The organism is Pseudomonas sp. PS02303 (assembly GCF_029959925.1).
GTDB lineage: Bacteria > Pseudomonadota > Gammaproteobacteria > Pseudomonadales > Pseudomonadaceae > Aquipseudomonas > Aquipseudomonas mandelii.
Window position 1 is genome coordinate 1 of sequence record NZ_JASCOM010000004.1, and the last position, 14353, is coordinate 14353.

13 protein-coding genes are annotated in these 14353 nt (G+C 60.1%); 6 read left to right on the forward strand and 7 right to left on the reverse strand.

Annotation, left to right across the window (positions count from 1 at the left end; all coding sequences use genetic code 11):
- Positions 1 to 229: 229 nt before the first annotated feature.
- Together QMX98_RS02000 and QMX98_RS02005 are read right to left on the reverse strand one after the other, a co-directional pair.
- Positions 230 to 547 carry a hypothetical protein gene (locus QMX98_RS02000; protein WP_009048737.1) on the reverse strand — a complete coding sequence of 106 codons (318 nt, stop codon included), beginning with the start codon at positions 545 to 547 and terminating at the stop codon, positions 230 to 232.
- A 181-nt stretch (positions 548 to 728) separates the two neighbouring features.
- Entirely contained in the window at positions 729 to 1262 is a 534-nt protein-coding gene (locus QMX98_RS02005) for a hypothetical protein (protein WP_282410160.1), read from the reverse strand.
- Positions 1263 to 1358: 96 nt separating this feature from the next.
- Between QMX98_RS02005 and QMX98_RS02010 the strand changes: the two genes are divergently transcribed.
- Positions 1359 to 2717, forward strand: coding sequence for an MATE family efflux transporter (locus QMX98_RS02010; protein WP_042932146.1), 1359 nt, complete (start codon positions 1359 to 1361; stop codon positions 2715 to 2717).
- 70 nt (positions 2718 to 2787) lie between these two features.
- Here the strand turns inward: QMX98_RS02010 and QMX98_RS02015 are convergent, their stop codons facing one another.
- Positions 2788 to 3714, reverse strand: coding sequence for a universal stress protein (locus QMX98_RS02015; protein WP_077749851.1), 927 nt, complete (start codon positions 3712 to 3714; stop codon positions 2788 to 2790).
- 273 nt (positions 3715 to 3987) lie between these two features.
- On the opposite strand from QMX98_RS02015, the gene QMX98_RS02020 reads away from it, so the two are divergent.
- Positions 3988 to 5229, forward strand: coding sequence for an MgtC/SapB family protein (locus QMX98_RS02020; protein WP_102593855.1), 1242 nt, complete (start codon positions 3988 to 3990; stop codon positions 5227 to 5229).
- Positions 5230 to 5244: 15 nt separating this feature from the next.
- Here the strand turns inward: QMX98_RS02020 and QMX98_RS02025 are convergent, their stop codons facing one another.
- Positions 5245 to 6144: a diguanylate cyclase gene (locus QMX98_RS02025; RefSeq protein WP_282410161.1), complete on the reverse strand. Its 900-nt coding sequence runs from the start codon at positions 6142 to 6144 to the stop codon at positions 5245 to 5247.
- Between the two features lie 211 nt (positions 6145 to 6355).
- Here QMX98_RS02025 and QMX98_RS02030 point away from each other — a divergent pair, with 211 nt between their 5' ends.
- The gene (locus QMX98_RS02030; protein WP_169857278.1) at positions 6356 to 7279 is read left to right on the forward strand and encodes a universal stress protein; all 924 of its coding nucleotides are present in this window, start codon (positions 6356 to 6358) and stop codon (positions 7277 to 7279) included.
- 53 nt (positions 7280 to 7332) lie between these two features.
- Here the strand turns inward: QMX98_RS02030 and QMX98_RS02035 are convergent, their stop codons facing one another.
- Positions 7333 to 7896, reverse strand: coding sequence for a GNAT family N-acetyltransferase (locus tag QMX98_RS02035; RefSeq protein WP_077749854.1), 564 nt, complete (start codon positions 7894 to 7896; stop codon positions 7333 to 7335).
- Between the two features lie 228 nt (positions 7897 to 8124).
- On the opposite strand from QMX98_RS02035, the gene QMX98_RS02040 reads away from it, so the two are divergent.
- Positions 8125 to 9036: a universal stress protein gene (locus QMX98_RS02040; protein ID WP_282410200.1), complete on the forward strand. Its 912-nt coding sequence runs from the start codon at positions 8125 to 8127 to the stop codon at positions 9034 to 9036.
- Here QMX98_RS02040 and QMX98_RS02045 read toward each other — a convergent pair.
- Together QMX98_RS02045 and fnr are read right to left on the reverse strand one after the other, a co-directional pair.
- A complete protein-coding gene (locus QMX98_RS02045; protein ID WP_102593858.1) occupies positions 9026 to 10009 on the reverse strand; it encodes a zinc-dependent alcohol dehydrogenase family protein in 984 nt (327 codons plus the stop codon). The two genes, QMX98_RS02040 and QMX98_RS02045, sit on opposite strands and share 11 nt — an antisense overlap.
- A 23-nt stretch (positions 10010 to 10032) precedes the next feature.
- On the reverse strand, positions 10033 to 10776 hold the full coding sequence (fnr, locus tag QMX98_RS02050; RefSeq protein WP_102593859.1) for a fumarate/nitrate reduction transcriptional regulator Fnr: 744 nt from the start codon (positions 10774 to 10776) through the stop codon (positions 10033 to 10035).
- A 251-nt stretch (positions 10777 to 11027) separates the two neighbouring features.
- Between fnr and QMX98_RS02055 the strand changes: the two genes are divergently transcribed.
- Together QMX98_RS02055 and QMX98_RS02060 are read left to right on the forward strand one after the other, a co-directional pair.
- A complete protein-coding gene (locus QMX98_RS02055; protein WP_282410162.1) occupies positions 11028 to 13400 on the forward strand; it encodes a phosphoketolase family protein in 2373 nt (790 codons plus the stop codon).
- 52 nt (positions 13401 to 13452) lie between these two features.
- Entirely contained in the window at positions 13453 to 14337 is an 885-nt protein-coding gene (locus QMX98_RS02060; RefSeq protein WP_010459312.1) for a universal stress protein, read from the forward strand.
- Positions 14338 to 14353 lie beyond the last annotated feature (16 nt).

Below are 14353 nucleotides of genomic sequence, written 5' to 3' on the forward strand. Positions count from 1 at the left end.
CATACACAGCCTTCGTAGAATCGACGTGGGTTAGTTTTATGAAGTCGCCTTTGGAAAGTGTCATAGCTGTCTTTAATGCCTCCTACCGATCAGGTAAAAACCTCGTTCGAGTGACTGCTTCTGGCCGTTTTCTGCCTGTCACGAGGGGCAGAAAACGGCCAAAAGCAGCCATTCGGCTGGATCTTTCGACCCTTTCCGGTCCCCCGTGTCTGCGAGCTAAAGCCATTTCTTAGCGTCCGAGTGAGGGCGGCCCATAGAGCTCGGTTTCCCAGTCTTCAAGAGGCGGCGTTACTTTGAAAGAAGGGTCGCAGTATGACCTTAAGTAGTCAGTCGCTCTCCTTTGGGCGTAGGTGAAATTGAGCACGTTGCCTTCGCTGTCCATCTCTATTACGTTCGCGAATATCGCGAAGACCATCTCAATTGCACTCGGCTCAGATCCATAAATGTCGAGGTACTCTACGTTTTCAAGCATGTAGTGGCTTCCACTTGCCATGAAGTACGCAAATGTTCGGAGTGCTCCACTGAAATCATTACTTAGCTTCTTCATGTACATTTTCTTTTAGTAAATATTCTGGGTTTAACTGCTTCATAATCAAGCATCTGCTTTTTTGCCGTTTTATTGTGGTCGAGACAGGCCCGAACCGATCCAAAGCGGCCCTTCGCGAAAAGCAGCTAATAGCCATTTCATCGAGATGTGCAGCAAATGCCCAGTAGTAGACAGAGTGCGCTCAGGTGGATTCGTCATTGTTTTTGGAGGTTCTGGCATCAGGACGGTGCAGCCCCGCTGTGTCCCGCCAGTACAATGTTTCTTCGAGCTGGAAGCTTATCAGGAAGAGGGATGAGCACGTCTGAGCGATGGATTGCGCTATTTTGTCCAGATCGTCCATAGCAGACTGCCCCTCCGGCTCGGGGCCTTTGATTCTGATGGTACAACGCATAGCAACACGGAAGTCGATGCCCTTCGTATCCTCGGAGTAAATTGTTGAGTCCGTGATTACGCCATCGGTACTCAACGTTAGTCCCGAGATAAAGGTAGCTTCCAAACTGTCGCCAACTACGTTGATTTCGCAGGCATCAGCATCGTTTAAGGCTTTCCTCAATGTCGGGGCTGTGAGTGCATTATCCGCTTCCAGGTACAGATCAAGACTCATTTGAAACCCTTCTTCCTGCGTGAACATTTGCTCAAAAGTTTTTGAATACGATTGTCGCGGCAGTGTATTGGTCAGCGGTTCGAATGTCTGCTCCTGGCCGAAAGTGGACATTTACTCGCACTGTCCAAATCCACGAAATCGAACAGGTGACGCCCAGCCCCCTAGCGTAGAATTCCCAAACCGCGCCCACCCCGAGACGGACCCTCAATGCAAACCCCAGCCCCTCAGCATCCCCTCTGGAAAACCTACCTCCTTTTTCTCGCTCCCATGGTCCTCTCCAATTTCCTCCAATCCATGTCGGGAACCATCAACAGCATCTACATCGGCCAAATGCTCGGCACCCAGGCCCTGGCCGCCGTGTCTGGCATGTTCCCCATCGTCTTCTTCTTCATCGCTCTGGTCATTGGCCTCGGCGCAGGTGCTGGCGTGCTCATCGGCCAAGCCTGGGGCGCGCGCGAGCCGCACTTGGTGAAAACCATCGCCGGCACCACGTTGCTCCTGGGCGCAATGATCGGACTGGTAGTGGCGATTTTGGGCAGCGTCTTCGCACGGCCCGCCCTGCAAGGCCTCGGCACACCGGCCGACGTGATTGACGATGCGGTGTCTTACGCCCACGTGATGATGTGGATCATGCCGTCGCTGCTGGTCTACGTGCTGTTCACTCAGCTGCTGCGCGGGGTCAGCGATACGGTGTCGCCGTTGATTGCGTTGGTGGTGTCGACGTGTATCGGGTTGGCGCTGACGCCGGCGTTGATTCGGGGGTGGTTCGGGTTGCCGATGATGGGGATTCAGAGTGCAGCGTATGCGGGGCTGGCGGGGAATTTGTCGGCGATGGGCTGGTTGGCGTGGCGCCTGATTCGCAAGGGGCATCCGTTGGCGCCGGATCGGGAGATGTTTGCGGCGATGCGCCTGGACCTGGTGATTCTCGGCAAGGTGTTGCGCATCGGTTTGCCGACCGGGTTGCAGATGGTGGTGTTGTCGGTGTCGGAGTTGGTGATTCTGGCGCTGGTGAATCGGCACGGTTCACAGGCGACGGCGGCGTATGGGGCGGTGACGCAGATCGTCAATTACGTGCAGTTTCCGGCGTTGTCGATTGCGATCACCGCGTCGATCCTTGGCGCTCAGGCGATCGGGGCAGGGCGGCTTGAGCGCATGGGGCCGATTTTGCGCACGGGGCTGTTGATCAATGTGTGCCTGACTGGTGGTCTGGTGGTGTTGGGGTATTTGCTGTCGCACTGGTTGCTGGGGTTGTTTCTCACCGAGGATTCGACCCGGGCGATGGCGGAGCATCTGCTGCACATCATGCTCTGGAGCCTGTTGGTGTTTGGCTTCCAGGCGATTGTCGGCGGCATCATGCGCGCCAGTGGTTCGGTGCTGGTGCCAATGGCGATTTCGATTTTCTGCGTGGTCGGCGTGCAGTTGCCGGTGGCGTATGTGCTGGACGGGCAGTTTGGGTTGCAGGGCGTGTGGATGGCCTTTCCCGTGGCGTACCTGGGCATGCTGGTGTTGCAGACGGCGTATTACAAAAAGGTCTGGAAGCATCAGGCGATCGAGCGGTTGGTGTAGCGCCGCGCCATAAAAAATGGGCTGCCGTGCAAACGGCGGCCCATTTTTTTGGATGGCGCGCGGTCGTTGCTTATTCCTCGATGACTTCCGGCGACACCACCCACACGCTGCATGGCATTTTGTACAGCAGGTGTTCCACTGTGCTGCCGATCAGCCGCCCGATGCCGCGGTGGCCAACCCGGCCCATGACGATCACGTCGACGTTGTAGGCATCGGCATAACTGGACAGGACTTTGGCCGGGTTGCCCATCACCATGTGCCGCTGTTCCGGCGGAATGCCGTTGCGTTCGGCCAGCGCGTTGAAGGCTTCACCTTGGGCGTCGAACAGGGTTTTGGCCTTGGTCGAGGAGAAGAATTTGGTGGCGTCGCCGAAACCGAACTCATCGGCGCCGATGGACGACAGGTCATAGGCGTACACCACGTCGACCTGAGCGTTGCAGGCCGTGCCCAGCTTCACCGCCTCATGCAGGATGCGGTCATTGAAGCCTTCGTATTGGCCATCGCGATGGAACGGGTCGACGGCCGCGACGATCCGGCGCGGCAAGGCGTGTTGCACGTTGCTGACAAAATGCAGCGGCACCGGGCATTCGCGCAGCAGGTGGATGTCCAGCGGCGTGAACATCATCCGTGACAGCAGCGATTCGTGTTGCAGCGCCTTGATCACCAGGGTCATCGGCTGCTCTTTGAGGTGGATCAGGATTTCCTGCAATGGACGTTCGACCCAGACCACTTCCGTGGTGACGGTCACGCCGATCTTGCGCAAGGGCCGGGCCTGATCTTCCAGCCACTGGCGGTGGCGCTCGACGTACCCCAGGCGCATCTGCTCCAGAGCGTCGCGGTTGACCAGGCTGGCGGTGGCCAGGCCTTCCAGGAAATCGAACGCGACGATGTGCAGCGCCGCGTCTTGCGCCTTGGCCAGCGCGGCGGCCCGGTCGAACGCGGGGCTGTTTTCCATCAGGGGCGAGGCAATGAGCATGAAGCGTGCTTGTTCGGTCATGACAATTCTCCCTTGGGTCTTCACACAGACGCAGGCCTGAAGTGGCCGCGAGGGTTGGCTGGAGCGTTTACCTGAAGTCCATAGTGGCAATGGTGAGGATGGGCCGCTTGATCTTTGTCAAACCTGCGCGTGTCGGCGCGAGGGCGGCCGACGTTTGGTTGCCTGGGCCATACTCGGAGAGGTTGATCATGATCAACCTGGGCATGAACGGTTTGGCGCACGCTGGCGTCAACTGAATGCAGATCCCCCCGGCCTGGCCGGATTGAGAGTCCAATGAATGAAACCCTCGGTGGCATGACCGGCGCGGCGGCTGCGCTGGGGATCGGCATGCTCATCGGCCTTGAACGCGAACGGCACAAGGGGCGAGGGGACAGCCGTGCCTGTGCCGGTTTGCGCACGTTCGCGATTACCGCGTTGCTGGGGTATGGCGCGATGCAAGTGGGCGGCGGCTTGCTGTTGGGGATCATGGCCACCTGTGTGGCGTTGCTGGTCACGGTGGCGTACTGGCGCAGCCTGAGCGATGACCCCGGCGTGACCAGCGAAGTGGCCTTGTTCACGGTGTTGGTGCTGGGCGGGTTGTGCGTTACCGCGCCGGCGCTGGCCACGGCCATCGGTGTGGCGATGGCGGGGTTGCTGGCGTATCGGCAGAAATTGCATCACTTTGCGCGCAGTCAATTGACCGAGGCGGAAATGCGCGACGCGCTGGTGCTGCTGGTGGCGGTGCTGGTGGTATTGCCGTTGGCGCCGGACCGCTTCATCGGCCCCTATTCGGCGATCAACCTGCGAACCATTTGCGCCTTGACCGTGCTGCTGATGGCGATAGGCGCGGTGGGCCATATTGCCGTGCGAACGCTCGGCAGCCGTTACGGCTATGCGCTCAGTGCCATCGCCTCCGGGTTTGCCTCCAGCACTGTGACCATCGCCACGATGGGGCATCGGGTCAGCGCGGAGCCCGGCAACATCAAGATCCTCGGCGCGGCGGCGATTTTCTCCAACCTGGCCACCTTCACGCAGGTCGGCCTGATCCTGGGGGCGGTTGAACCCGATCTGCTGCGTCACGTGTGGGGACCGCTGTTGTGCGGGACCATCGCCACCGCGCTCTATGGCCTGGGTCTGATGTTTCACAAGCCGGTGGCCGGCCCCAGCCAGCCGATCAAGGTCGGTGGGGCCTTCAACCTCAAGCTGGCCGTGGTGGTCGCGCTGGCCATGACCGGTATTACTTTTCTGTCGTCGATGATGCTCAACTACTTCGGCGAGGTGGGGGTGATGCTGACGGCAGCCTTCACCGGGTTCGCCGATGCGCATGCCTCGACGGCCTCGATTGCGGCCCTGGCCAAGTCCGGGTTGTTGCCGTTTGATGTCATTGCCGCGCCTGTGCTGCTCGCGGTCAGCAGCAATTCCCTGAGCAAATGCGTCGTGGCCTGGGTCAGCGGCGGGCGCCGGTTCGCCGTGTATGTGGTGCCCGGCCAGGTGTTGCTGACACTGGCGATGTGGGCGGGCCTCTGGTTGCTCTGAGGCCCTGTTTGCGATCTAGTCATCGGGCGACAGTCGTTTGAAGCGGCAGGCGTTGCCACCGGCTCGCTTGGCCAGGTACATGGCCCCGTCAGCCTGTTCGAGCAGGTCTTCGACACTCGCGCCATTGGCAGGAAACAGGCTGATCCCGACGCTGATGGCCGTGTTGACGCGGTGCGCATCGATCATGAACGGCTCACCGATCGCGGCGATCAGCTTGTTGGCCAGGGCTTCAAGCTGGTCGGCTTGTTCCATGCACGTGATCAGGATTGCGAACTCGTCGCCACTTAAGCGAGCGACCACGTCAGACCTGCGCACGGACTGGCCCAGGCGCTCGGCGACGGCCACCAGCAGCTTGTCGCCACAGGCGTGTCCCAACGCGTCGTTGACCGATTTGAAGTGGTCCAGGTCGATAAACATCAACGCCAGTGGCTGCTGGTGTTTGGTGGCGTGGTTGATCGCCTGATTGAGCAGGTTCAGAAACAGACTGCGGTTGGGCAATCCAGTCAGGGCGTCATGGAACGCCAGTTGCTGCATGTTGGCGCGTTCTTCATCCGTGACCTTGAAATTGTGCAGGATGGCGATGAAATGCGTCACCACGCCATGAGGGTCGAGCACGGGGGTGATGATCTGATTGACCGTGCAGCTGGCGCCGTCCTTGCGTCGCTCGACCATTTCGCCCTGCCAGGGCAGGCCCGCCAGAATCGTCAGCCACAGGTCACGGTAGAAGGTGGAACTTTGTCGACCCGAAGACAGCAGGTGCGGGGTTTTCCCCACCAGTTCCGGCTTGGAATAGCCGCTCAAGCGGCAGAACGCATTATTGATCCAGACGATGCATCCCGTGCGCTCGGTGATCAACACCGGGTTAGTCGCAGCGTCCCATGCTCTTGCCAACACCTGCTGGTCATAATCGATCATTGCCCCCTCCCATGTAGCCCTGGACGCATCAGGCCTTGATTCAGGCTAAGAGGAAGGGGCCGGGAATCTGTTGATCAAAATCAACTTTTACGGACGCAACGGGCATCAAAAACGCGCGTTATAGCTGATAAAGATCAAGTTGCCCGAAGCAGGAACGCTCACTCTGAATACCTGTTCATTCCATTGAAACGACCACGTGCCGAGGTGCCCCATGTCGCAGACTCAGCGTTTACTGTTAATCGCTCCCCAAAACATGACCCACACGCCCGCCTTCGACCGTGCCGCCGCGTTGTCGCTGGCCATGCAGATGCCCTTGCACATCGTCGCCTTCGATTATTTGCAGGCCCTGGCGGTGGCGGGGTTGTTCGCCCCCGAACAGATCAGCCTGGCCCGTGACGGGTATTTGCAAACCCATCGGGAATGGCTCGCCGAGCAAGCCGCGCTGATGAGAAAGCATGGCGTCGAGGTCACCAGCGAGGTGGTCTGGGTGCAGCATCCGTATGAGGAGATCCTGCATTTCGTCAACGAGATGTCCTTGGCGTTGATCATCAAGGATGCGCAGGAAGAGTCAGCCTTGAAGCGCGTGTTTTTCACGCCGCTGGACTGGCAGTTGTTGCGCGATTGCCCGGTGCCGGTGCACCTGGTGACCAACGCCGTCAACCCTAAGCCGCACAACGTGCTGGCCATCATCGATGTGTTGCGCAGCGAGGACCAGGACCACGTGTTCAACGACCAGATCATCGACGCCGCAGCGAAGCTGGCCTCCGTGTGTGGTGCAACCCTTGAGCTGGTGCATGTGTATGACTGGACGGCCGTGTACGCCCAGGACATTGGCTTTGGCGCGCTGCCATTGGCCGTCGGGATTTATGAAACCCTGGGCAGCGCCCAGCACGAAGCGTTTGCGGCGATTGCCGAACGCCACGGGGTAGCGCCGCAAAATCGCCATTTCATCGAGGGCGCGCCGCTGACGAGCATTTGTGATTTTGCTGCTGAGCACCGCACCGATGTCATCGTGATGGGAACGGTGCAGCACAAGGGGCTGAACAAGCTGTTGGGGACCACGGCCGAGCAACTGTTGCATCGGGCGCCTTGCAGCGTATTGGCCATCAAGCCGGGCCGGGTTTTACAATCCTGAAGGCTGGATCGTCCCGCGATGAACCGTTGGCCTGAACATCGCGGGACGATTTTTTACAGGGCTAGACGGTGAATGACCTGACGCGTGTCATCAGGATCGTTGTGTGTTTCGAAACCCAGCGCTTTGGCCAGGTCACGCATCGGCGTGTTGCTGGCGGCGTCCACCGAATACATCTGGCGGAAACCGTTCTTGCGCGCGGCTTTGATCAAATGCTCCATCAACAAGGTGCCCAGGCCCAGGTGCATCCATTCATCGGCGACGGTCACGGCGCATTCACATTCATGTTCCCCCGTAGCGGCATAGCGGCTGACACCGATCTCGATCAGTTGGCCATTTTCGTGGACCAGCGCAATGAAAGCCGTGCGCTGTTTGTTATCGGTGTCCATCAGCTGGTCGAGCATCGCCGTGCCGGGTTCGTTGATTTGTGCGAGAAAGCGCATATGCCGGGACTCGGGCGACAGGCGCTTGATAAACGCGCGTTCACGTTCGCGGTCTTTTTCCGCCAGTGGCCGGATCAGCACATGACGCCCGTCCTTGAGCGCTTCGATCCAGTATTTGCCGGTGACGGCGGCATAGGCCGCAGCGGCTCGGTCATTGTGGTCTTTGACAGTCAGCATGGGGTATTCCTCCATCCGGTTTGAAAGGTGTGCGGCACGATGACGAGCCGTTCGGTGACTTCCTTTCTACGCCGTTGGCGGCGCCTGAATCTGATCTGGATCAGAGAGTCGCGACGGCAGGCGTTGATTGGCTCATGTTTGATGTAAATCAAGCGGGAGGAGGGGGCGAGGAGCGCAGTCTTGGACACTTGCCGGCGTTTGATGACCGGTGTCGAGCCGAGGTGTGTGATGGGCCAATACCAACGTTTGTTGCTGATCGCCGACCAAACCCTGCATCAGTCCCCCGCCATGTTGCGGGCCGTCGCGCTGGCCAGGGCGAGCGGGGCCGAACTGGCGGTGCGGGCCTTTGTCGAGCCGGCGCCGGTGGTGCATGTGTGGGAAGACAAAATCGACGACGCACGCTATCAGGGCTATTTGCGCCGCTACCGTCGTTGGGCCGCCGATGAAGTCGAACGGCTCAACGAGATGGGGCTGGACGCAACGGTCGAGGTGGTGTTCACCACCCATCCGCTGCTGGACATTCTGCGAACGGTCGAAGACTTCAAGCCGGATCTGCTGATCAAGGATGTCACCTTCGAACCGTTGCTCAAACGGGTGTTCATCACACCGCTCGATTGTCACTTGCTGCGCGAGTGCCCGGTGCCCGTGCACTTGGTCAACCAGGCGCGTTACGGCTTGCCGCACCGGGTCGTGGCGGCGGTGGACCCGTTCGACCCGTCGACGCAAATCAATGGCTTGAATGACACGATCATCCAGACCGCGAACGCCCTGGCCCTGCAATGCGACGCTCCGCTGCACCTGCTTTACGCCTACGACTTGTCACCGGCGTTCAACGGCGATGCGCCGTTGGCCAGCGGTGGCTGGGACGTGGATTTAATCGAGGAACTGCGCCAATCCTTGCACCAGGCCTTTGTCGCCCTGGCGGATCGCTACGGTGTACCGCCAGAGCGGCGGCATTTCGTGATGGGCCTGCCCGTGCCGGTGATCAGTGAATTCGTCGAGCACTACCTGGCGGATGTGGTGGTGATGGGCACGGAGCACAGAGTGGGGATCGACCGGTTGATCGGCAGTAACACCGAGCGGGCGCTGTACTCGGTGCCGGGCAGCATTCTGGCCGTCAGGTCGAACGTCAGGGGGTGAGCACGATGGCACCCTTGAACTGCCCGGCCCGTAAACAGGCGAGCGCTTGGTTGGCGTCTTCCAGGGCAAAACGGGTGACGTCGCAATGCACTGGCGTGTGTTGCAGTTCTTCGAAAAACGCGGTGCCGTCTTCACGGGTCAGGTTGGCCACCGAGCGCACGCTGCGTTCGCCCCACAGCAGCCGATAAGGGAACGCGGGAATGTCGCTCATGTGAATACCGGCGCAAATCACGCAGCCGCCCTTGGCCGTGACGGCCAGTGCCAGCGGCACCAGCGCACCGACGGGGGCGAAAATCAGGCTGGCATCGAGCAGGTGCGGCGGAGGCTGGTCCGATGGACCGGCCCACTCGGCGCCCAGTGACCGGGCATAGGCCTGGCCTTCGCTGTCCTCAGGTCGAGTGAAGGCCGATACCCGTTGACCCCGGCCCCGCGCCACCTGAATCGCCAGATGCGCGGCGGCCCCGAAGCCATAAAGGCCCAGGTGCCGAGCGCCCTTGGCCATTTGCAACGCGCGAAAGCCGATCAGCCCGGCACACAGCAATGGCGCGGCCTGGAGGTCCGAGAGCACCTCGGGAATGGGGAAACAGAAACGCTGGTCGGCCACGGTGTACTCGGCATAACCGCCGTCCAGGTGACAACCGGTGAACTGCGCGTGGTCGCAAAGGTTTTCCCGGCCCGAAGTACAGAACGCGCATTCACCGCAGGTCCAGCCCAGCCACGGAACGCCGACCCGCCGGCCGATCCAGTCGGGCGCGACCTCGCTGCCCACCGCCGTGACTTCGCCGACGATTTCATGGCCGGGTACCCGTGGCAGCACGGCTTGCGGCAATTCACCGTCCACCAGGTGCAGGTCGGTGCGGCATACGCCGCAGGCGAGCACTTTAAGCAGCAATTGATGTGGGCCAGGTATCGGGATGGGACGTTCTTGCAATTGCAACGGTTGGCCGGGGACAGTCAGAACCATGGCGCGCATGACAAAGCTCCAGGCGGGCGAAATCAGCGAGGTTGGCGATGACAGCCGGCGACCATCTGCTTGAGCCCTTCCATGTCCTGGATCTTGACGTCGCGGCCGGCGATCTCCACCAGCCCTTGGTCCCGCAGGTGCGCAATGCCCCGGCAAATGGTTTCCAGGCGTAGCCCAAGATAGGAGCCGATTTCTTCGCGACGCATTTTCAGCACGAACTCCTTGGATGAATAGCCACGGATGCTGAACCGTTGGGACAGGTTCAGCAGAAAAGCCGCCAGGCGCTCATCAGAGTTCATGTTGCCCATCAACATCAGCATGCTGTGATCGCGCACGATTTCGCGGCTCAGCAGCCGGTTGAGGTTGTGCTGCAACGACGGCAGGGTTTGCGCCAGTTTTTCCAGCTGCGCAAAGTGAATGGGGCAGACTTCGCTGTCCTCCAGGGCAAACGCCGTGCAAGCGTGCGCATCGGCACTGATGGCATCCAGACCGAGCATTTCGCCGGGTATGTGAAACCCGGTGACTTGTTCACGGCCATCGACGGACACCACGCAGGTCTTGAATGAGCCGATACGCACTGCGTAAAGCGAACGCAGAGGGTCACCGGTGCGGTACAGCGCGGCGCCCTTTTTGACTTTGAAGCGTTGCACGATCAGCGTATCGAGCCGTTCGACCTCCTCTCCGGTCATGCCAATGGGAAGACACAACTCCAACACACTGCAGCTGGAACACGCAGACTTGAGGTGATGAACTTGCAGCGGACGAATTTCAGGCATGAGAGGAACGCCGTCTGGGAGTCGTTTAAGCATAGTTGGTGAGCCATCGGGGGGAGGGTTCATTCGAATGTTTGACGGGGTAATCGACGAACGGGGAAAACCGTCCCTTACGGTTTGATTTTCATGGCATTTCAACGCCCTTCAACTTGAGCGCCGACGGTAATACTTGATGTAAATCAAGTCTTGAGCGTTCCAGACTCCCAGAATTGGTCAAGGATTGCCGGCCGGTCGGATCTTTTAAGGAGAACTTCATGAGCGATTTCCTCAGTGATGAGCAACTGGTGGGGCTGGACGCCTATTGGCGGGCATCCAATTACCTGGCCGTCGGGCAGATCTACCTCAAGGACAACCCGCTGCTGCACCAGCCTTTGACCCTGGCGCACATCAAGCCGCGTTTGCTCGGTCACTGGGGCACAACGCCGGGGCTGAACCTGATCTATACGCACCTCAACCGGCTGATCAAACAGTACGACTTGAACATGCTGTTCGTCGCAGGCCCTGGTCACGGCGGCCCCGCCGTGGTGGCTCAGACCTATCTGGAAGGCACCTATACCGAGTGTTATCCCTCGGTGGAGCGCGACACCAACGGCCTGGTTCGTCTTTTCCGGCAGTTTTCCTGGCCTTACGGAATCTCCAGCCATGTGTCGGCGCAGATTCCGGGCTCGATCCATGAAGGCGGCGAACTCGGTTACAGCCTGGCCCACGCCTATGGTGCGGCGTTCGATAATCCCGATTTGATCGTCGCCTGCGTGATTGGCGACGGTGAAGCCGAAACCGGCACGCTGGCGGCGAGCTGGCACTCCAACAAGTTTCTCAACCCGGCGCGTGACGGGGCGGTATTGCCGATCCTGCACCTCAATGGTTACAAAATCGCGAACCCCACGGTGCTGGCCCGAATCAGCGAGGATGAGCTGTCGGCCCTGATGTATGGCTATGGCTACGACCCGTATTTCGTTGAAGGTGATGAGCCGGCGCAGGTGCATCAGGCCCTGGCCCGGACGCTGGACACGATGGTGCTGAAAATCCGCGAGATTCAGCGCGAAGCACGCCAGCCTCGGTCATCGGAGGCGCCAGAGCGGCCGCTTTGGCCGATGTTGGTGTTGCGCACCCCCAAAGGCTGGACCGGACCGAAATTCGTCGATGGCCATCGTGTCGAAGGCACCTGCCGTGCGCATCAGGTGCCCTTGGCCGATTTCCAGCAACCGATCCATCTGCGGCAACTGGAGGAATGGCTCCACAGTTACCGTCCCGATGAGCTATTTGATGCCAATGGTGCGTTGTTGCCCGACATCGCGGCGCTGGCACCGACCGGGCATCGGCGCATGAGTGCCAATCCCCATGGCAACGGCGGCGCGTTGTTGCGACCGCTGGACCTGCCGCGATTTGCCGACTACGCGGTGAAACTCGAGGCTCCCGGCAGCCTGCGCGCCGAGGCCACGCGCGTCTTGGGCACGTTTTTGCGCGACGTGATGAAAAACAGCCTGGCCTCGAACAACTTTCGCCTGTTCGGCCCGGATGAAACCGCCTCGAACCGGCTGGACGCGGTCTATGAGGTCAGCGCCAAGACATGGATGGCGCCACTGGAGGCGGACGACAACCATTTGGCCGCCGATGGCCGGGTCATGGAAATCCTCAGCGAACAGGTGTGCGAGGGCTGGCTAGAAGGCTATCTGCTGACCGGGCGACATGGCCTGCTGTCCTGTTACGAGGCGTTCATCCATATCGTCGATTCGATGGTCAATCAGCACGCCAAATGGCTGAAAACCGCCAGCGAAGTGCCGTGGCGCAAACCGATTGCTTCGCTCAATTATTTGCTGACCTCCCATGTCTGGCGTCAGGACCATAACGGCTTCTCCCACCAGGACCCCGGGTTCATCGATCTGGTGGCGAACAAAAAATCGGACGTGGTGCGCATCTACCTGCCGCCCGACGCCAATTGCCTGTTGTCGGTGGCTGACCATTGCCTCAAGAGCTGCAATTACATCAACGTCATCGTCGCCGGCAAACAACCGGAATGGCAGTGGCTGGACATCGATGCCGCCATTTGCCATTGCCAGGCGGGCATTGGTCGCTGGGGGTGGGCCAGCCAGAACGATGACGACCCCGACGTGGTCATGGCCTGCGCCGGCGATGTGCCGACCCTCGAAACCCTGGCCGCCGTGACGCTGTTGCGCGAGTACGTGCCGGACTTGCGGGTGAGGGTGGTCAATGTGGTCGACTTGATGGTGTTGCAGCCGTCCTATCAGCATCCCCACGGGATGTCGGACTCGGCGTTTGATGAGCTGTTCACCGTCGACAAACCGGTGATTTTCGCCTTCCACGGTTATCCCGCGCTGATCCACCGCCTGCTCTACAAACGCACCAATCATGACAATTTCCACGTCCGGGGCTTCAAGGAGGAGGGCGCGACCACCACCCCGTTCGACATGGCGGTAATCAACAATCTGGATCGGTATCAACTGGCGCTGGACGTTGTCGAGCGGGTGCCGCGGCTGCGCGATCAGCTGCAAACCGAGCGGTCGCGCTACTGGTCGACGATGGAGCGGCACAAGCTCTACCTCATCGAACACGGACAAGACATGCCGGAGGTGCTGAACTGGCAATGGACGCTGGCAAATCCCTGAGTCTTGCCGCGCCGCGGTGCGTGTCGAATGTTCACCTGACGGGAGTCACATCATGAGCCAGTATCAACGCTTGTTACTCATCATCAACCCGGCCCTGCGCCATTCCCCGGCGATCAAACACGCGGCGGCATTGGCCAGGGCCAGCGGCGCGAGCCTGCATATCGCCGCTTTCATTCCTTCGTTCAAATTGTTGTCGCTGCTGGAGGAAGGTGATCGGGAACAGGCCCGTCAGCGCTACCTGCAAGACCATCGTGATTGGCTCCAGGTGCAGGCCGAGACGCTGCGTTGCGAGGGCATCGATGCGACCACGGAGGTGGCCTGGGCCGAGGATATGGAGCAAGACATCCTCGATCACGTCACGGAAATGCAGCCCGACCTGTTGATCAAGCAGGTGCAGCACGAGTCTGCGCTCAAGCGCGCCTTTTTCACCCCGCTGGATTGGTACTTGTTGCGCCACTGTCCGATGCCTGTGTATCTGGTGGGCGGGCGCGGCGACGGCTGGCCGCGCAAGATCGTGGCCGCGGTGGAAGTGTCCGACACCGAATTCCCCGACAATACGCTGAACGACCGCATCATCAGGCAGGCCAACAGCCTGGCCATCCAGTGCGATGCCGAATTGCATTTGCTGTACGCCTGTGACATTTCGGCGGCCTTTCTGGCGGACATGGATGGATTGACCCTGGCGGACCTGACCAAAGCACTGCGCAAGGACCTGCAGCAAGCCTTCGTGAAACTCGCCGGCCAATACGGTGTGCCTGCGGATCGTCGTCACCTGGTGTCCGGCCATCCGGTCAAGGCGTTGAGTGAATTTGCCCACGAACACGAGGTGGATGTGATCGTGATGGGCAAGGTCCAGTCCTCCGGCGTCGACAAGCTCCTGGGCAGCACCACCGAGCACATTTTGTATCAGGTGCCGTGCAACGTGCTTGCGGTCTAGAGGCCCCGGGAGGGCT

Bases quoted from the DNA above. Each gene is read 5' to 3' on its own strand.
- QMX98_RS02000 (WP_009048737.1), bottom strand. From the start codon at position 547: ATGAAGAAGCTAAGTAATGATTTCAGTGGAGCACTCCGAACATTTGCG.
- QMX98_RS02005 (WP_282410160.1), bottom strand. From the start codon at position 1,262: ATGTCCACTTTCGGCCAGGAGCAGACATTCGAACCGCTGACCAATACA.
- QMX98_RS02010 (WP_042932146.1), top strand. From the start codon at position 1,359: ATGCAAACCCCAGCCCCTCAGCATCCCCTCTGGAAAACCTACCTCCTT.
- QMX98_RS02015 (WP_077749851.1), bottom strand. From the start codon at position 3,714: ATGACCGAACAAGCACGCTTCATGCTCATTGCCTCGCCCCTGATGGAA.
- QMX98_RS02020 (WP_102593855.1), top strand. From the start codon at position 3,988: ATGAATGAAACCCTCGGTGGCATGACCGGCGCGGCGGCTGCGCTGGGG.
- QMX98_RS02025 (WP_282410161.1), bottom strand. From the start codon at position 6,144: ATGATCGATTATGACCAGCAGGTGTTGGCAAGAGCATGGGACGCTGCG.
- QMX98_RS02030 (WP_169857278.1), top strand. From the start codon at position 6,356: ATGTCGCAGACTCAGCGTTTACTGTTAATCGCTCCCCAAAACATGACC.
- QMX98_RS02035 (WP_077749854.1), bottom strand. From the start codon at position 7,896: ATGCTGACTGTCAAAGACCACAATGACCGAGCCGCTGCGGCCTATGCC.
- QMX98_RS02040 (WP_282410200.1), top strand. From the start codon at position 8,125: ATGGGCCAATACCAACGTTTGTTGCTGATCGCCGACCAAACCCTGCAT.
- QMX98_RS02045 (WP_102593858.1), bottom strand. From the start codon at position 10,009: ATGCGCGCCATGGTTCTGACTGTCCCCGGCCAACCGTTGCAATTGCAA.
- fnr (WP_102593859.1), bottom strand. From the start codon at position 10,776: ATGCCTGAAATTCGTCCGCTGCAAGTTCATCACCTCAAGTCTGCGTGT.
- QMX98_RS02055 (WP_282410162.1), top strand. From the start codon at position 11,028: ATGAGCGATTTCCTCAGTGATGAGCAACTGGTGGGGCTGGACGCCTAT.
- QMX98_RS02060 (WP_010459312.1), top strand. From the start codon at position 13,453: ATGAGCCAGTATCAACGCTTGTTACTCATCATCAACCCGGCCCTGCGC.